The organism is Bradyrhizobium sp. Rc3b, from assembly GCF_900114915.1.
Classification (GTDB): Bacteria; Pseudomonadota; Alphaproteobacteria; order Rhizobiales; family Xanthobacteraceae; genus Bradyrhizobium.
Window position 1 is genome coordinate 144169 of sequence record NZ_FOUS01000005.1, and the last position, 17896, is coordinate 162064.

Sequence of the window (17896 nt, forward strand, 5' to 3'; positions counted from 1 at the left end):
TCCAGAGCTCCGGTTCTGCTTCAATCAGAACCGAAGCTCTAAAGCATGATCCGGAAAAGTGCGCAGCGGTTTTCCGAAAAGATCATGCTTAAACAACAACCTAAAGCGCGATGACGATTCATCCTCATCACATCGCGCTTCAGATCCTGATGTCAGCTTCCGGGCGGGGTATACGAAGAACGCAGCTTCGCCGCGTTCTGGCGGACCTGCTTGATCTCGTCCTGCGTGAACAACCTGGTCAGTTTCACATTCTGCAGGGTGCCTGCGGTGACGGTCAGGCCGGAAATGGCCGGCGCCGCACCCGGATCAGGCACATCGAAAATCACCAAAACGCCCGGGCCGTCGGCCGCAACGCTGTACATCGAAAGCAGCTTTCCGCCGGCCGCTTCGATGAGCTTTCGTGCCGCCTCCTGGCGATCGGTGGTGGGATTCTCCAAAATGGCATTGAGAGCGCGTGGGGTGTATTGTCCGGTGAGGCAAAAATGCATGGCATGTTCTCCTCTGGTTTTTGGCAATGATTTTCCCTGCCGTTCCGAACTGATCGTTACGGCCGCTGCATCTGAAGTGATGAAGGTACTGCCCGCCGTGGGCATAAACGCCGTCGATGATTTCCGGGAGGTCGGCACGTCCCGGTGACGGCTCTCATCAAAGGCTACATCAACTCCCGAACGTGCGGAAGAGAATTCATCAGCCGCGACATGTCGCCCGATCAGTTGTCGAATACCGCATGGCGCTGGATGACCAAACGAGATCATCGCCTGCTGAACCGCCGCTCGCGCGCCTTGTAGAGATGATCGCTGATCAATTGCCGGAGCGCTGTCGGATCATCGAATTCGAGCTGCACAGCGAACGGCACGATGCTAGCAGGCAGGCCCTCGCGGCCGCGGAGGCGCGCGAGATCCTTTTCCGTCGTCACCAGTGTGTACTGCTCGCGCTGCGCCTCCGCTGCGAGCGCTGCGATCTCGTCGTTTGAAAACATGTGATGATCGGCGAAGGCGCGCGTGCGCGCGACCTCGATGCCACAGGCGCGCAAGCTGCGGAAGAATCGTTCGGGATCGCCAATGCCCGCGAACGCAAACACCGGCTTGCCCAACAGTCTTGCGACCGCCCCGGCGTCCGGCCTCAGACGCGCGCGCAGCTCCGGCTTGTCGCGCTTGGCAAGCTCGGCCGCGACATCGTTGGCGGCACGGCCGTCGCCGATCAGCACCAGCGCATCGGTGCGCGCGAGCTGCGCGTTCAGCGGCGCGCGCAGCGGGCCGGCCGGAAACACCTTGCCATTGCCGAGGCCACGTTCGCTATCGATCACGATCAGCGAAGTGTCCTTGACCAGGCGCGGGTTCTGGAAACCGTCGTCCATCAGGATGACGGTGGCGCCTTGCGACTTCGCCAGCGCGACACCCTCGAGGCGATCCCGCGCGACCGCGACCGGGACGTCGCGCGACATCATCAAGGGCTCATCGCCGATGTCGGACGCGGTGTGGCGCGCGCGGTCGACCATGACCGGGCCCTGCAGGCGTCCGCCATAGCCGCGACTGAGCACCACCGGGGTCTCGCCGAGCTCGCGCAAAAGCTTCGTCAGCGCCAACACGGTCGGTGTCTTGCCGGCGCCGCCGACATGATAATTGCCGACGCAGATCACGGGGATGCCGGCATCCACGCCTTTGCGCAGCATGCGCCGTTCGGTGATTGCGCCGTAGAGCGCTCCGAGCGGCCATAACACGCACGACTGGAGAGAACGTGGCCGGTACCAGAAGGCCGGCTCACGCATTGGCGGCTCCCATCTCGATCCGTAGCTGCAGCAGATACGGCTCGAGCGCGATCATGGTGCGATCGAGTGCGCCGCCGAGCTCCTCGACCACGCCGCTGCCCGCGCGCTGCATCTTGTCGCGCAAGGCGGGATCGGCCAGCAGCTGGCCGAGCTGCTTGACCAGCGCTTCCTGCGTGTCGGCCTGGCGCGCACCGCCGCTGCCGTCGAGCGCCTCATAGACATCGGCGAAGTTGAAGACGTGCGGGCCATGGACGATCGCGGCACCGAGCTTGATCGCCTCGATCGGGTTCTGCCCGCCATGGCGGATCAGCGATCCGCCCATGAACACGATCGGCGACAGCCGGTAGAACAGGCCGAGCTCGCCCATGGTGTCGGCGACATAGATGTCGGTGGTCGCGGTCGGCAGCTCCTCGCGTGAGCGCAATGCCGGCTTCAGGCCCGAGGCGGTGATCAAGCCAGCGATCGAGGAGCCGCGATCGGGATGGCGCGGCACGATCACGGTGAGGAGCTGCGGGAAGAAGCCGGCGAGGCTGCGATGCGCCGCGACCAGCATCTCGTCCTCGCCCGGGTGTGTCGAGGCCGCGACGATGATGGGGCGCCCGCGCGTCATCGCCATCAGCCGTTCGAGCTTGGCGGGATCGGCCGGCGGTGCCGGCACGTCGAGCTTGAGATTGCCTGTCGTGACGACGTCGCGGCCGCCGAGCGCGGCGAAACGCTCGGCATCGGTCTTCGACTGCGCCAGGCAAATGTCGAAACGCGACAGCAGTGCCGAGATGGTGCCCTGCATGCGGCGCCAGCGCGGGAAGGAGCGCGGCGACATCCGCCCGTTGATCAGCACCATCGGCACCCGGCGGCTAGCGCCCGCCAGGATCAGGTTCGGCCACAGATCGGATTCGATGAACAGCGCCAGCGACGGCTTCCAATGATCGAGGAAGCGCGCGACATAGCGCGGGGAATCATACGGCACGTATTGATGGATGACGTCGGGCGGAAACCGCTTTGCGACCACGGCGGCCGAGGTGACGGTGCCCGAGGTGAGCAGGATGCGCAGATTGAGATCGCGCAACCGCTCGACCAGCGCCGCAGCGGCCAGCACCTCGCCGACACTGGCGCCGTGGATCCAGACCAGCGGACCATGCGGCCGCACGTCCCTGGACAGGCCGCGCCGCTCGCCGACGCGCGCGGGATCCTCCTTGCCCTGCTTCAGCCGCCGCTTGATCAGCGCCGGCGCAAACGGCACCAGGCCGGAGGCCAGCCGCTGATACATCCGCAGCGTCATCGGCAACGAATTAGGCATCTTCCGGTCCCGGGCGGCCGAGTTGCGCATAGGCGCGGCGGGTCGCCTCGTTCAACGTGTCTTCCAGCTCCTGCCGCAACGCTTCCATCATGGCGGCGTCGGCATCTGCGGGAACGTGGATTTCCTTGATGCCGACCAATGCGCCCCGCCCGAATGGCAAATTGATGGTGGTGCGGTCCCAGTTCTTGAGCCGGACGAAGCGGCTGGTCGCCATCGCGAAAGGCATGATCGGCCGCCCCGATTCCCGTGCCAGCATGATAATGCCTAGCCCGGCCACGCGCGAGCGCTTGGGGACATCGGCGGTCAGCGCGACATTACAACCGGTCTGGAGCGTGCGCACCATTTCCTTGAAGGCGCCGACCCCGCCCTTGCGGTGGAAGGCGCCGCCATGATCGCCGGAACCGCGGATGGTGCCGATGCCGAGCCGCTCGGCGGCGATCGCATTGAACTCGCCGTCGCGGTGGCGGGAGATCAGGACCTTGGCGCGATAGGACGCCTTGTTCTGGTTCTTGATGAAGGGCGTGAGGAAATGCTGGCCGTGCCAGAACGCGAAGATCGCAGGGAGCTGCGGCTCAACCTGCGCATAGACGTCGGGCGGATCCAACGTGAATTTGTTGGTCCGCCAGACCAGACGCAGATATTCGGCCGCCAGGACCCCGACGGCACGCTGAACGAAGCTGCTTCGCAGCGTATTGCGAAGCAGTTTTTTCAACGCGCCGGTTCTTGATTCGGGTCGAGCAACCGGTGGAGGTGGACGATGAAATAGCGCATCTGCGCGTTGTCGACCGTGCTCTGCGCCTTGGCCCGCCAGGCGGCATGGGCGGTCGCATAATTCGGATAGAGGCCGACGATCTCGACGTCGTCGAGGTTCTTGAAGGTGTTGTGCTCGAGATCGACGAGCTCACCGCCGATGACGAGGTGAAGCAGTTGTTGCGGGGCACTATCTGGCATGAGTTCTGTTCCTAACGGGCTGCCCGGCAAAAGCAGTGTTCGACGAGCACGACGAAAAGCGCTTTAGGCCAAGGGGCGGTTTCGAAAATGCGCGACAATGCCCGCATGACGATCGCGCCCCGCTGCCACCAGCACCCCGTGCGCCACTTCCCGGCGGTTATAGAGGATGGGTTCTCCGGAGAGGTCGCTCATCCTACCATCGGCTTCCTGCACGATCAAATCGGCCGCCGCAAGGTCCCAATCATGGCTGTTGCCCCCCGCAAAAGCCGCATCCAGCGCGCCATGGGCGACCCGGCACAGGCGCAGCGCGAGCGAGCCGATTCGCGGATGCAGCTTGATCTCGCCGTCTGAGATGTTGAGCCGCTCGACCATCGGTTTCGGGCCGGCGATGCGGGAGAAGTCGAGCGCCGATCCGGGCGAAGCCTGCACGGCTGCGCCGTTGAGCGTGGTGCCCTGGCCGCGTGCGGCGAAGAAGAACTCGCCACTCGTCGGCGCGAACACCGCGGCCAGCACCGGCGCGGCATCCTCGACCAGCGCGACGCTGACGCACCAATCGTCGTGGCCGTTGAGATAGTTGCGCGTGCCGTCGATGGGATCGACGATCCAGGTCAGCCGCCGCGACAGCCGCGCCGCATCGTCGGCGCTCTCCTCCGAGAGCCAGCCATAATCCGGCGTCGCACTGCGCAGGCGCGCTTCGAGCAGGTCGTTGACGGCGATGTCGGCTTCGGAGACCGGCGAGGATGCGCCCTTGGTCCACTTCTTCAGTTCGGTACGAAACATCGACTGCGCCAGCGCACCCGCCTCGCGCACCGTGTCCCGCAGCAGTGCCGCGTCGCGCGTCAGGATGGTTTCGCCCGGGGCGTTCGCCTCAACGTCCGCCAAGCGTCAATCCCTCGATGCGCACCGTCGGCGCATTGATGCCGTAGCGGAACTCGAGATTGTTCGCGGGCTGCATCGACTTGAAGATCTCGAACAGATGCCCCGCGATCGTCACCTCGCTGACGGGATAGGTGATCTCGCCGTTCTCGATCCAGAAGCCGGAGGCGCCGCGGCTGTAATCGCCGGTGACGCCGTTCACGCCGGAGCCGATCAGATCGGTGACGTAGAAGCCCTGCTTGATGTCGGCGATCAGCTCGGCCGGGCTCGGTGTGCCAGGCTCGAGATGCAAATTGTACGGCCCGGGCGAGGGCGAGGAGGAGACGCCGCGATGGGCATGGCCGGTGGTGGCAAGGCCGAGCTCGCGCGCGGTGGCGCAGTCGAGCAGCCAGGTCGTCAGCACGCCTTCGTCGATCAGCGCGATCTTCTTCACGGCAACGCCTTCGGCGTCGAAGGTCTGCGAGCGCAGGCCGCGCTTGCGCAGGGGATCGTCGATGATGCGGATGTTCTTCGCAAACAGCTGCTGGCCGAGCTTGTCCTTGAGGAAGCTGGTCTTGCGCGCGATCGAGGCGCCGTTGATGGCGCCGACGACATGGCCGACCAGGGAGCCGGCGACGCGCGGATCGAACACGACAGGCACCTTGCAGGTCTCGACCTTGCGCGGATTGGAGCGCGCCACGGTGCGCTCGCCGGCGGAACGGCCGACGATTTCCGGCGACAACAGGTCCGCACCATGCGGCGCCGAGGTGAAGTCGTAATCGCGCTCCATGCCGGTGCCTTCGCCCGAGATGGCGGTGGCCGAGATGCCCTGGCTGGAGCGCAAATAGGAGCCGTGGAAGCCGGTCGAGGTGACCAGCACCATGCCGCCCATGCCCGCGGAGGCCGAGGCACCGCCGGATTTGGTGACGCCCTTCACGGCGAGCGCGGCAGCTTCGGCCGCGAGTGCGCGGCGCTCGAGCTCGCTGGTGGCAGGCACATCGGGATCAAGCAGATCGAGATCGGGGAAGTCGCGCGCGAGCAGCGCGGGATCGGCGAGCCCGACATATTTGTCGTCGGGCGCAACGCGCGCCATCGCGACCGCGCGTTCGGCGAGCTTGGTCACGGCATCGCCGCTGACGTCGTTGGTCGAGACCACCGCCTGGCGCTGGCCGACCAGTACCCGCAGGCCGACGTCGTCACCCTCGGAGCGCTCGGATTCCTCGACGCGTCCGTCGCGCACCTCGACGCCTTGCGAGACGCCGCGCACCGCGACCGCGTCGGCCGCATCCGCGCCGGCGCGCTTGGCCGCCTCCACCAGCCGCTGCGCCAGATCCGACAAAGCGGACTGGTCGAACAGGTCGCGGCTGGCCTTTGACCCCTTGGAGGAATCCTTGGACGAAAGCGTCGAGCTTGCGGATGGTGAAGAGTTCACGAACGAAATCCTGTTGGGGCGGGGGTTCGGGACCGGAACCCACAGATGTGCCCTGATCGCGCGGACTTCAAGCATTTTCAGCCCGCCAAAAGCTCAGATTCGCACCTTTGGCGCAACGTCTCGTCAATCATGCGCGCCAAGGTCTTGTCAATCATGAGCAGCAGTGACGGTGGGTTAACCAGCCTTTTTAAGCGGTTTCGGAAGGCGGCGCGCTAAGGTCCTCGCATCGACCGGGAACATAATCCCGGCGGGGAGAACTAAAGCCGTGAGGCGTCAAACAGCAACATGCGGGGTCGCTCCCGCCGGGTCGAGCCGCTCTCTGCGGCTCGACCCCCTTTCCCTTCCGGTCCGCTTCGATGCGCACGATCCGCGCGCCGACGGACATGTCAGGCAGATCGAGCTTCATCGCGAACGCGTCGTGCTTCGCCGTGCCGTTCGCGGCATGCAGATGGCGATCAACGTCCGCGTCAGCGACTTCACAGGCGTCGCACTGCGCGGCAATGACGAAGCGCAGGCCATCGTCCTGGTGCATCGCGATCCCTCGCTCTCCGTTCCGCTGCTCGTCGGCGCCGACGGCGAGGAGCTCGTCGAGGCCTTGGCGATCTGGAGCGAGCTGTTCGCGCTTCCGCAGCTCGACGAAGGCGCGCGCAAGCCCGCGGCCCGCCGCCGCCGCGCCAATGCGATCCGCGCCCGCCGTCCGAAATTCCTGATGCGCCGCCGCACCGGCATCGCGCGGAAGCTGTCGGTTCATCGCGAAGAACGCGAGATCATCGCGAGGAATTGAAGGTGCCGTAGGGTGGGCAAAGCGCAAGCGTGCCCACGTTCTTTGTCGATCATTGAGAGCTCGTGGGCACGGCGCAAGGGCGCCTTTGCCCACCCTACGGGAGCTACGCCCGCATCACCGCGTCGGCGAGCAATCCTGCAAACAGCAACAGACCCGCATCCCTGTTCGACTTGAACAAGCGCAGACACAGCTCGGGATCATCAATCCGCAAGCGCACGATCTGCGAGGCCAGGTGCGCGGCGAAGGCGGCAAGCCCGAGCCAGGCCGGCCAGCGCGCATCGCCTGAGGCCAGCGCGACACCGATCAGCATCACAGCGAGCCCGTAGAACAGGATCAGCGCCTGGTGCGTATGCGCGCCGAACAGGCGCGCGGTGGACTTGATGCCGATCAGCGCGTCGTCGTCGGCGTCCTGATGCGCGTAGATCGTGTCATAGCCAATCACCCATGAAATCGCGCCGGCATAGAGCACCAGCGCGGTGACGTCGATGCGGCCGAAGGTGACGGCAAATCCCATCAGGGCGCCCCAGGAGAAGGCAAGACCGAGCACGATCTGCGGCCACCAGGTGATGCGCTTCATGAAGGGGTAGATCGCGACGATCAGGAGCGAGGCGATGCCTGTCGCAATCGCGAAGCGGTTGAACTGCAGCAACACGATAAGGCCGATCAGCGCCTGCACGACCATCCAAGCCAGCGCCTGCTTCGTGCTCACCTGCCCCGACGGCAGCGGCCGCGAGCGGGTGCGCTCGACCTTGTCGTCGAGGTCGCGGTCGGTGATGTCATTCCAGGTGCAGCCCGCTCCGCGCATCACGAAGGCGCCGATGAAGAACAGCACGATGGTGAGCGGCAGTCCGCGGACGTCATGCGCCATGCCGCTCGCGAGCGCCGCCGACCACCAGCACGGCATCAACAGCAGCCAGGAGCCGATCGGACGATCGAAGCGGGACAATCGCAAATAGGGCCGCGCCCATGGCGGCGCGAGCGTATCAACCCAGTTGCCGGTGGAATCGGCAACGCGGGCGGATGTGCTAGTGTCCAGTTTTCGAAGTTCGTATTCCATCGCGGCGTATCCCGGTACGAACTTCGAAAACTACAAGGGCACTAGCAAGAAACTATAATTCACGTGCCGCTTATCGATTTGAAGTTCTCATGAGGATCTCGCGGCAAACACCGTAGGAACTTCAAATCGGCGGCACGTGTATCATCGGGTCAGGACGTTGCCGTTGAGCGTGTCGAAGGTGCTGCCGCCCTTCTTGCCGGCATTGGCCTCAGGCGCCGAGCCTGAACCTAGCACCTCGCTCAACGACGGGCCGGCCGGACCGCGCGGCTGGTTCTGCATCTGCTGCGCGACGTTGCAGACCTTCGTCGCCATGGCCTCGGTATTCTTGTGACCGTCCTTCATCTGCGCGCCGATCTGCGGCGGGATTCCGCATTTGGCGGCGTGGGACTCGATGTACTTGATCATCTTGGTCTCAGCCTGGCTGAAATTGCGGATCAGCTTGCAGGCTTCGTCCGGCGGCGCATGACGGTCGCTCGCGGCCTTGATCAGCTTGCCGCGCTTCTCGGCTTCCTCGCGCAGAGGAATGAAAGCCTTCATGCAGTCCTCGCCGGGGCCGCCCTGGGTCGGCGGGGCCGCGCTGAACGCGCCAGCGCCGCCGACGGGCGCGGCGCCGTTCACGGGAAAGGACGATTGCGGTGCCGTGCCGACCGAAGCGGTCGGCGCCGAGCCGTTCACCGGGGGAAACGCGGAACTGGTGGCGGCCTGGTTCGGCAGCGGCGCCGGGAAGGCGCTTTGCGCATAGGCGCCCGCGGTGCTCAGGGTGACCATGGCGGCAGTGATCGGAACCATCAAATGACGGATCATCAGGATAGTCTCTCCGGCAGGAGCTACGGGGTTCAGCGTCTTCCCAATTGAAGCGCAACCAGCGTGTTCGCGTTTTTACGATTCCCGCCGGCGCTTAACAACCCGTTGAATAGGGCAATAGCGCGGCGCGGGGACGCACTATTTCGGCAATATTTACCCCCGGAATGGCTGCTTTCGGTTAAGAACGGCCCCAAATCGGACCCTTGAACGATGCCCTCCCACGATTTTCGCGCTCCCCGCCTGTTCGTCGACGCTCCCCTTGCCCAGGACGCCAGGATCCCGCTCGACCGCGACCAGAGCAATTATCTCGGCAATGTGCTGCGGCTTGCCGCCGGGGCCGAGGTTTTGGCCTTCAACGGCCGCGACGGCGAGTGGCAGGCCGCCATCGAAGGTCGCAAGCGGCCGGACGGCCTCGTGATCCTGCAGCAGACCCGGCCCCAGGACAGGCTGCCGGACGTCGCCTACGTTTTCGCCCCGCTCAAGCATGCCAGGCTGGATTACATGGTCCAGAAGGCCATCGAGATGGGCGCCGCCGGCCTGCAGCCGGTCCTGACCCGGTTCACCCAGGCCTCCCGGGTCAACACCGAGCGGATGCGCGCCAATGTCGTCGAGGCGGCCGAGCAATGCGGCATCCTGAGCATCGCCACGGTCGCCGAGCCGGTGCCGCTGGAGCGGTATCTCAGTCAGCGCCCCGCGGGCCGCCTGCTGATCTTCTGCGACGAGGCGGCGGAGCTGCAAAACCCGGTTCAAAGCCTGCAAAACGCCCGCGAGGCCGGACAGGGGATCGACGTGCTGATCGGCCCCGAAGGCGGCTTTGCCGAAGAGGAGCGCGCCCTGCTGCTGCGGCAACCCAGGATCCTCCGGCTGGCGCTCGGCCCGCGGATCATGCGGGCCGACACCGCCGCCGTCGCCGCGCTGGCGCTGGTGCAGGCGGTGCTGGGCGACTGGGGTGGCAAGACCGGCACCTGACAAGGCTCGATTGGCAGCCGCAGGGGAGACGCGCCCCCTCTCCCGCTTGCGGGGGAGGGTTGGGGTGGGGGTGCCTCCGCGTCGGGATTGTCTGAGGCTTAGGGAGAAATTCCCCTAGCGGAAAGAGCCCCCACCCGGCGCTTCGCGCCGACCTCCCCCGCAAGCGGGAGAGGTTGAGCGAGCCCGCGGCGGCCCAGGTGGCTCCCCTAGCGCGCGTCGAGAACGTCCATTGCCCGTCCATTAAGCGATTGATCCTTTGGAGGTCGAAACCGCGCATCGACCATGCTAAGGGCTGCGCAATTCGCTTGCCTCCCCTTGCCCTTGCCTGCCCGGTTCCACCGGGACGATGGACCCCAGTTATGACCGCGACTGCCACCTCAAATGCTGCCGGCTCCGCCGCCTGGGCGGATACGCTGCTGTTGTCGTTCGCGCAGGCCGGTTACGTCAGGGCCGAGCCCGCCATCCTGCAGCCGGCCGAGCCGTTCCTGGACCTCTCCGGCGAGGACATCCGCAAGAGCCTATATCTGACGACGGACCTCACGGGCGAGGAGCTGTGCCTGCGCCCGGACCTGACCATTCCGGTGGCGCGCGACTACCTGAGCTCCGGTCGTGCCGGCCAGCCGGCCGGGTTCAGCTATCTCGGCCCGGTGTTCCGCTACCGCAGCGGCCAGGCCAGCGAATTCCTGCAGGCCGGCATCGAATCATTCGGCCGCCAGGACCGCGCCGCCGCCGACGCCGAGACGTTGGCGCTCGGGCTCGAAGCGACCGCGGCCTTCGGTGTCCGCGACGTCGAGATCCGCACCGGCGACGTGGCGCTGTTCAACGCGCTGCTCGATGCGCTCGACCTCTATCCGGTCTGGCGCCGCCGCCTGGTCAAGGACTTCAATCGCAAGATCAGCCTGGAAAAGGATCTGGAACGGCTCGCGGCCGCGACCACCGCGACCCGCAGCGAATATGAGGGCGTGCTCGCCGCCCTCGCCGGCTCCGACCGCAAGGCGGCGCTCGCCTTCGTCACCGATCTGATGTCGATCGCCGGCACCACCAATGTCGGGGGACGCACCACGGCCGAGATCGCCGATCGCTTCCTCGAGCAATCGACGCTGAAGGGCGGCGCATTGCCGCGCGAGGCGATCACCGTGCTCAAGCGCTTCCTGACGATTGCAGGCAATCCCGACGACGCCATCGCCGAGCTGCGCGCGCTCACTGCCGACGCCAAGCTCGACCTCACGGCAGCGATCGACCAGTTCGAGAGCCGGGTCGGCTTCATGGCGGCGCGCGGCATCGACGTGAAGCAGACGCGCTTCTCGACCGCGTTCGGGCGCGGGCTCGACTATTACACCGGCTTCGAATTCGAGCTGCATCACCGGGGCAACGGCGCCGAGCCGCTGGTTGCCGGCGGCCGCTATGACGGGCTGATGACCCAGCTTGGATCGACTGAACCGATTCCCGCGGTCGGCTTCTCGGTCTGGGTGGACGCGCTGACGAAGATCGGCCGCAAGGTGGGAGCTTAAGTCATGAGCGCGCCATTCGTTCTGGCCGTTCCCTCCAAGGGTCGCCTTCAGGAAAACACCGAAGCCTTCTTCGCCCGTGCCGGCCTCAAGCTGTCGAAGGCCGGCGGCGCCCGCGACTATCGCGGCACGCTTGCAGGCCTCGACCATGTCGAGGTCGCCTATCTCTCGGCGAGCGAGATCGCCTCGCAACTGTCGCGCGGTCTTGCGCATCTCGGCGTCACCGGCGAAGACCTGGTGCGCGAGAACATCGCGGACGCCGACAAGCGCGTGTCGCTGATCGATGGGCTCGGCTTCGGCTATGCCGACGTCGTCGTCGCGGTGCCGCAGGCGTGGATCGACGTTCGCACCATGGCCGACCTCGACGACGTCACCACCGGCTTCCGCGAGCAGCATCACATGCGGATGCGGGTCGCGACCAAGTTCATCAACCTCACCCGCACCTTCTTCCAGAGCCACGGGATCACCGATTACCGCATCGTCGAAAGTAGCGGCGCGACCGAAGGCGCGCCGGCGGCCGGCAGCGCCGAGCTGATCGTCGACATCACCACCACGGGCGCGACGCTTGCCGCCAACGGCTTGCGGGTGCTCGACGACGGCGTGATCCTGCGCAGCCAGGCCAATCTGGTCGCCTCGAAAGAGGCCGACTGGACGCCGCAGGCGCGGGAGACCGCGCGCGTCATCCTCGATCACATCGCAGCAAGGGCGCGGGCCAACAAGTATCGCGAGGTCCGCACCCGCTTCCGGCAATGCGACGCCGCCCTGCTCGGCGAAGCCCACAGCCGGTACGGCGTCGAGGCCCCGTTCGGCGGGCCGACCTCGTCAGGCATGCTGACGCTGCACTGCCCACCGGGGCAGCTCTATGCGCTGGCAAGCTTCCTGCGCGAGCATGGCGCCGAAACCGTCTCGGTGGTTTCGCTCGACTACGTGTTCGACCGGGAGAACCCGCTGTTCGCCAAGCTCGAGGCGTTCCTGCGGCGGTGAGCCCTGGGACGTTCGGCCTTTCGTTCAGCTTTGCGACAGCAAATGGCGGCTACCATATGCTGTTGAGATGACTTTGAACGCTTCTGGAACCTTGATCGATGACGCTGGGCTCTGACGTTTCCGGCATGACGACGACCGCAGGCACCGCAGCCGCGAAGGGACTGTCGATCGTCGTCCCCGTCTACAACGAGGCGGCGGGCCTCGCCGCCCTGCACCAGCGCATCTGCGATCTCGCAAAGACTTTGCGGGAGCGCTATCGGCTGGCTTGCGAAGTCGTCTATGTCGACGACGGCAGCAAGGATGCGACGCTGGCGATCGCCCGCTCGCTGCCGGCCGACGCGATCGATGTCCAGGTGGTGTCGCTGTCGCGCAATTTCGGCAAGGAGGCGGCGCTGATGGCCGGCCTCGACCATGCCCGGCTCGGCGCCGTCATGTTCATGGACGGCGACGGCCAGCATCCGCCGGCGCTGATCGAACAGCTGGTGCGGCACTGGATCGATGACGGCTATGACGTCGTCTACACCGCCAAGGCGCATCGCGACAACGAGACCTTCCTGCGCCGGGTCGCCGTGCACGGCTTCTATGCGCTGATCAATTGGGGGGCCCGGCAGAAGATTCCCGAGGACGCCGGCGACTTCCGCCTGCTGTCACCGCGCGCGGTCACAGCGCTCAGGCAGCTGCCCGAGCGCAACCGGTTCTTCAAGGGCCTCGCCAGCTGGATCGGCTTCCGCCAGATCCGCGTCGACTACGAGCCTGCCGCACGCGCCCACGGCGTCACCACCTTCAACGCCGCAAGCCTGCTCGGCCTGTCGATCGAGGGCCTGACCTCGTTTTCGGTCGCCCCCCTGCGCTTTGCCAGCCTGCTCGGCGTCATTCTCGCCGGTGGCGCCTTCCTGTTCGGCCTTTCGATCCTCTGGGAGGTGTTCACGACCGGCAAGCAGGTGCCCGGCTATCCCTCGCTCGTGATCGGCCTGATGACGATCGGCGGCGTGCAGCTCATCATGATCGGCATCGTCGGCGAATATATCGGCAAGATCCTGTCCGAGCTGAAGGCGCGCCCGATCTACTTCGTCGCCGAGCATAGTGAAAAGCACTTCGAAGCCGACGATGCCGCGAAGAGGACGGCCGCCGAATGAGCGCGGCCGCGGGCCTGCGGCGGATCTGGCTCTGTGCCGACGATTACGGCATCAGCCCGGGCGTCAACCGCGCCATCCGCGACCTGATCGAACGCGGCCGTCTCAACGCCACCTCGGTGATGATGGTGGGGCCTGCGATCGCGCGCAGCGAGGTCGAGGCGCTCCAGGCCTCGGCGAAGACGAGCCCGCGCTGCGCGATCGGATTGCACGTGACGCTGTCGGCGCCGTTCCGCCCCCTCACCATGCATTTTCGTCCGCTCGACGGCGACATGTTCATGCCGTTTCCGAAGCTGCTGCGCGCGGGCATTTTGCGGCGGCTCGACCGCGAATTCTTCCGCAACGAGGTGAAGGCGCAGCTCGCCGCCTTTGCCGAAGCGTTCGGGCGCGCGCCTGACTTCGTCGACGGCCATCAGCATGTGCAGCTCTATCCGCAGGTGCGCGACGGCTTCGTCGATGCGGTCAGCGAAGGCGCGCCGAACGCCTGGGTGCGCCAGGGCGGCCGCGACCTGCCGCTCAGGCAGCGGCTGGCCGCACCCAAGGCCATCGTGCTCGACATCCTCAGCGCCCAATTCCGCCGCCGTGCCGGCAGCGCCGGCCTCAGCTTCAACCCGGGCTTTGCCGGCGCCTATGACTTCACGCGGGCGGCCGATTTTGGCGAGCTGATGCGGCAATTCCTGGAAGGCTTGCCGGATGGCGGCCTCGTGATGTGCCATCCCGGCTTCGTCGACGATGTCCTCGCCGGCCTCGATCCGATGACCGATGTCCGCGAACGCGAGCACGCCTATCTGGTCGGCGACGCCTTTGCGCGTCTGCTGGCGGACAGCCGCACCACGCTGGGATGACAGCAAGCCGCGGGGCAGCTTGTCGCATACCGAAATTTAATCCGGCCGGCACTGTTGGGGCCATAATGGAACCCTACATCTGCTTCGCGCTTGTTTTGCGCGAGGGAGACTGATCATGACGCCGCAGGAACGCCAGCTCGTCGACGACCTTTTCGACCGGCTTTCGAAACTGGAAAACGCACCGCGCGATCCCGACGCGATCGCCGCGATCTCGGACGGGCTGCGCAAGGCACCCGGCGCGATCTATGCGCTGGTGCAGACCACGCTGCTGCAGGACGAGGCGCTGAAGCGCGCCCATAACCGCATCCAGGAGCTGGAAGCGGCCCATGGGCCCGAGCAGGCGCAGTCCGGCGGCTTCCTCGACACCATGCGCGACACCTTGTTCGGCGGAGGCCCCTCGCGCGGCTCGGTTCCGAACGTGCCGCCGCGTGACGCGCGGCCGGTCTGGAACAGCGGCGGAGCGATGCAGCAGACGCAACCGGGCTACGGTCAGCCCCCTTACGGCCAAGGTCCAGGTCAGGGCCCAGGCCAGGGTTATGGCGCACCGCCGATGGGCGGTGGCGGCGGCTCGTTCCTCGGCACCGCGGCGGCAGCTGCCGCCGGCGTCGTCGGTGGCTCGCTGCTGCTCTCGAGCATCCGCGGCATGATGGGCGGATCGCATCAGCAGGCCTTTGGCGACACCAATGCCCTCGGCGACCGCGGCGCTGGTGGAAGTCCTTGGGGCGGCAGCGATCAGTCCGGCGGCTCGCTCGCGCGCGATGCCGGCCTCAACGACATCGGCTCGAACCGCGAGTCTCGCCAGAGCTTCTCCGACCAGGCGAACAACGATCGTAACGACAACGACCAGAACTACGGCGACAACAACGACGACGGCAATATGGACGTGGCCGACGACAGCGATTTCGGCGGCGACGACGATGGCGGCAGCGATTACGCGTGAGCAATTCGCCCGAAAGATGCCAACGGCCGCCTCTCGGCGGCCGTTTTCTTTAGAGCGTGCCCCGAGCGCCTTTTGTGCGACGGCAAGCAGCCGGGACGTTCGATATAGTATGACTAATGTGCAGCGTCATTGGACTGGCTGAACGTTACCCGAGGCGCCTGAATTCACCATGACAAATCAAATCGGCATCTGACACGCGCAGCCGTAGACTCCCGGATTTCCAAATGCGGACATGGGTGTTCAACTGGAAGAACACGTTGCTCATGCCACACACCGATGTGGTTGCCTCTCTTGGTTATAGTCGGGGTTTTAAAAATGAGTCCACTTCAGCAGCGCATCGCCACCCTGACCAACGTGACAACTCATCTCATCACCGAGTTGTCGGAGTTGGAGGGACTGCACGAGCTCGTCAAGAAGGCCGAGCTGTCGGCGCGGCGATTGAAGCGCTCCGCTCGCGCATCGCTTTCCCATTCATCAACGCGTCGTCGCTGCTCTGTTGCCCCTCGTCTCGCTTCGACGGGGCATCGTCGGCCAGCCTAGACCTTAGCCGGAGGACGTACGCCGGCGGCACGCAACGCCTTCGATGCCGCGCGTCGCGAGCCGGCGCGACACGCGGAGTTGACGGCTCGCAGCGAGCGCCGGGCTACATCACCACGACCTTGGTGCCGACATTGACGCGGCCGTAGAGGTCGATGACATCTTCGTTGCGCATGCGGATGCAGCCGGAGGAGACGTTGGTGCCGATGGTCCAGGGCTCGTTGGAGCCGTGGATGCGGTACAGCGTCGAGCCCAGATACATCGCGCGGGCGCCGAGCGGGTTCTCCGGGCCGCCTTCCATGTGCCGGGGCAGATCGGGGCGGCGGGCGAGCATTTCGGCCGGCGGCGTCCAGTCCGGCCATTCGCGCTTGGCCGTGATCGCCTTCACGCCGGACCAGGTGAAGCCGGGACGCCCGACGCCAATACCGTAGCGCATCGCCCTGCCATTGCCCTCAACGAGATAGAGGAACTTGTTCGGGGTATCGACCACGATGGTGCCGGGACTTTCCTTGCCGCTATAGTCAACAGATTGCTTCTCGAACCTCGGATCGAACGGACGCTGCCGCGGGTCGACCGTCTCCTGCTGAACCGCGCCTTGCTGATATCCACCCTGCTGCGGCTCGCCCATCGGCGGCAGGCGGCGCTGGTCGTAATAGCCGGGCTGCTGTTGATAGACCGGCCGCTCGGGCGCGTAGGCCGGACCGCGGCCGGGACCGTCGCCGAACAGGAACTCGATGAAGCCGCCGCCCATGTTCGCATTGGAGGCGACGCGCACCGGCGCCGGCGGCACCTGCGGCTGGTAGAGCACCGCGGGCGGATCGTTCGGCACCGAATTGTCGAAGGCGCTGGCACTGTTTGCGCCGGCAATGAAGGTGCAAGCGCTGCCGAGCAGCGCGACAGACATTTTCTTGAACATCGACGTACTCTGTACTGTTTCGTCTAGATCACATGCGCCGTGGAGAGCTGATGGCTGGTCCGCGCCCCTCGACGTGGTCAATAAAAGGCAAAAGCCGTTTTGTTTGGTAAACAGAAACGGCGTTTGGATTCACCACGTCGTCAGCAGCGGCGCAATTTGGCGATCAGCGTTTATTTTCGATGAACGCCGCGCGCGCATGGTTAATCGCTTCTTTGCGCGCCGTCGCGCGCAGCCGCACAACAGTTCCTGCCGTGAACTTCGTGTTAAATCGCTTCTGCCTACAAAGACGCGTGAGTGAGGTGGGGGGGAGTATCCTGATGGCTGTTCACCGCAAACGTTTTCGCGTCGAGGATATCGCTGGTGGCGAGATGCCGATTTTGGACGTAACCGAAGAGGCAATCCCGATGCATAGCGAGATCATGGCCGAGCTACGTGCGATCCGTGCACAGATGGCGAAAGGCGCTGCGCCCTTGCCCTTGTCCGGCAGCGCAGCCATGGCGGCGATCGACGCCTCCACCGCCCACGAGCTCTCCGAGGCTCGTACCATGCTCGAAACCTATCGGGCCCAGATCGAGCAGTGCGAAAAGCTGAAGGTCGAGCTCGACCTCATCCATGACGCCATCGACCGCACCAAGCGCGAAATCGCGACGCTGCACGGCAAGAGCTTTGACGGCGGCGAAATGGCCAAGGTCAATGGCGAGCTCGGCGCGGTGGTCGGCGGCACCGAGCAGGCGACCCAGCAGATCCTCGAAGCCGCGGAATCGATCGACCAGGCCGCCAGCGCAATGTCCAAGGTGGACTCGATCGACCAGCAGAAGCGGCTCGCCGACGACATCCAGGAACGCGTCATCTCGATCTTCGAGGCCTGCAACTTCCAGGACCTGACCGGCCAGCGCATCAGCAAGGTCATGACCACGATGAAGTTCATCGAGCAGCACATCAATGCGATGATGGAGATCTGGGGCGGCGTCGACGCGATCAAGTCGCACGTCGTGCCGCCGGTCGACAATCGCAGCGAGGACGACAAGCTTCTCAACGGCCCCAAGCTCGCCGGCGACGTCGGCCACGCCTCGCAGGACGACATCGACGCGCTGTTCGACTGAGCGGACGCCAGAT

Annotated in this window: 18 protein-coding genes; 8 read left to right on the plus strand and 10 right to left on the minus strand. The window is 65.6% G+C overall.

What is annotated here, in order from left to right; translation table 11 throughout:
• Positions 1-152 precede the first annotated feature (152 nt).
• From BM190_RS41115 to BM190_RS13365, 7 genes are all read right to left on the minus strand, one after another.
• Positions 153-755, minus strand: coding sequence for a GYD domain-containing protein (locus BM190_RS41115; RefSeq protein ID WP_244550644.1), 603 nt, complete (start codon positions 753-755; stop codon positions 153-155).
• The gene (gene lpxK, locus BM190_RS13340; RefSeq protein WP_092255267.1) at positions 752-1768 is read right to left on the minus strand and encodes a tetraacyldisaccharide 4'-kinase; all 1017 of its coding nucleotides are present in this window, start codon (positions 1766-1768) and stop codon (positions 752-754) included. The genes BM190_RS41115 and lpxK overlap by 4 nt, the downstream gene beginning before the upstream one ends.
• Entirely contained in the window at positions 1761-3095 is a 1335-nt protein-coding gene (locus BM190_RS13345; RefSeq protein ID WP_092255270.1) for a 3-deoxy-D-manno-octulosonic acid transferase, read from the minus strand. The genes lpxK and BM190_RS13345 overlap by 8 nt, the downstream gene beginning before the upstream one ends.
• Complete coding sequence (locus tag BM190_RS13350) at positions 3058-3777, minus strand: lysophospholipid acyltransferase family protein (protein ID WP_018321920.1); 720 nt, start codon at positions 3775-3777, stop codon at positions 3058-3060. Before BM190_RS13350 ends, BM190_RS13345 begins: the two co-directional genes overlap by 38 nt.
• Positions 3774-4016, minus strand: coding sequence for a DUF4170 domain-containing protein (locus tag BM190_RS13355; protein ID WP_018648410.1), 243 nt, complete (start codon positions 4014-4016; stop codon positions 3774-3776). The genes BM190_RS13350 and BM190_RS13355 overlap by 4 nt, the downstream gene beginning before the upstream one ends.
• Before the next feature lie 63 nt (positions 4017-4079).
• Positions 4080-4898, minus strand: a complete 819-nt coding sequence (locus BM190_RS13360; protein ID WP_092255273.1) for a 3'(2'),5'-bisphosphate nucleotidase CysQ — start codon at positions 4896-4898, stop codon at positions 4080-4082.
• On the minus strand, positions 4885-6303 hold the full coding sequence (locus tag BM190_RS13365; RefSeq protein ID WP_177237061.1) for a TldD/PmbA family protein: 1419 nt from the start codon (positions 6301-6303) through the stop codon (positions 4885-4887). Before BM190_RS13365 ends, BM190_RS13360 begins: the two co-directional genes overlap by 14 nt.
• Before the next feature lie 265 nt (positions 6304-6568).
• Here BM190_RS13365 and BM190_RS13370 point away from each other — a divergent pair, with 265 nt between their 5' ends.
• Entirely contained in the window at positions 6569-7087 is a 519-nt protein-coding gene (locus BM190_RS13370) for a DUF6101 family protein (RefSeq protein WP_092255279.1), read from the plus strand.
• Positions 7088-7190: 103 nt separating this feature from the next.
• Here BM190_RS13370 and ubiA read toward each other — a convergent pair whose 3' ends face one another.
• Together ubiA and BM190_RS13380 are read right to left on the minus strand one after the other, a co-directional pair.
• Positions 7191-8144 carry a 4-hydroxybenzoate octaprenyltransferase gene (gene ubiA, locus BM190_RS13375; RefSeq protein ID WP_092255282.1) on the minus strand — a complete coding sequence of 318 codons (954 nt, stop codon included), beginning with the start codon at positions 8142-8144 and terminating at the stop codon, positions 7191-7193.
• A gap of 141 nt (positions 8145-8285) precedes the next feature.
• A complete protein-coding gene (locus BM190_RS13380) occupies positions 8286-8948 on the minus strand; it encodes a hypothetical protein (protein ID WP_018321914.1) in 663 nt (220 codons plus the stop codon).
• A 210-nt stretch (positions 8949-9158) separates the two neighbouring features.
• On the opposite strand from BM190_RS13380, the gene BM190_RS13385 reads away from it, so the two are divergent.
• The 6 genes from BM190_RS13385 (at position 9159) to BM190_RS13410 (ending at position 15327) form a co-directional block, all read left to right on the plus strand.
• A complete protein-coding gene (locus tag BM190_RS13385; RefSeq protein ID WP_092255285.1) occupies positions 9159-9917 on the plus strand; it encodes a 16S rRNA (uracil(1498)-N(3))-methyltransferase in 759 nt (252 codons plus the stop codon).
• Positions 9918-10276: 359 nt separating this feature from the next.
• Entirely contained in the window at positions 10277-11428 is a 1152-nt protein-coding gene (locus tag BM190_RS13390) for an ATP phosphoribosyltransferase regulatory subunit (RefSeq protein ID WP_092255288.1), read from the plus strand.
• Between the two features lie 3 nt (positions 11429-11431).
• Entirely contained in the window at positions 11432-12409 is a 978-nt protein-coding gene (gene hisG, locus BM190_RS13395; protein WP_018321910.1) for an ATP phosphoribosyltransferase, read from the plus strand.
• 98 nt (positions 12410-12507) lie between these two features.
• Complete coding sequence (locus BM190_RS13400; protein WP_018321909.1) at positions 12508-13545, plus strand: glycosyltransferase family 2 protein; 1038 nt, start codon at positions 12508-12510, stop codon at positions 13543-13545.
• Positions 13542-14387 (plus strand): ChbG/HpnK family deacetylase, encoded by an 846-nt coding sequence (locus BM190_RS13405; protein WP_092255291.1) that lies wholly within the window; start codon positions 13542-13544, stop codon positions 14385-14387. The genes BM190_RS13400 and BM190_RS13405 overlap by 4 nt, the downstream gene beginning before the upstream one ends.
• Positions 14388-14502: 115 nt before the next feature.
• Positions 14503-15327 carry a DUF2076 domain-containing protein gene (locus BM190_RS13410; RefSeq protein WP_018321907.1) on the plus strand — a complete coding sequence of 275 codons (825 nt, stop codon included), beginning with the start codon at positions 14503-14505 and terminating at the stop codon, positions 15325-15327.
• 643 nt (positions 15328-15970) lie between these two features.
• Here BM190_RS13410 and BM190_RS13415 read toward each other — a convergent pair.
• Positions 15971-16780, minus strand: coding sequence for a L,D-transpeptidase family protein (locus BM190_RS13415; RefSeq protein WP_092255294.1), 810 nt, complete (start codon positions 16778-16780; stop codon positions 15971-15973).
• A 317-nt stretch (positions 16781-17097) separates the two neighbouring features.
• On the opposite strand from BM190_RS13415, the gene BM190_RS13420 reads away from it, so the two are divergent.
• Entirely contained in the window at positions 17098-17883 is a 786-nt protein-coding gene (locus BM190_RS13420; protein WP_026202637.1) for a protein phosphatase CheZ, read from the plus strand.
• Positions 17884-17896: the final 13 nt, after the last annotated feature.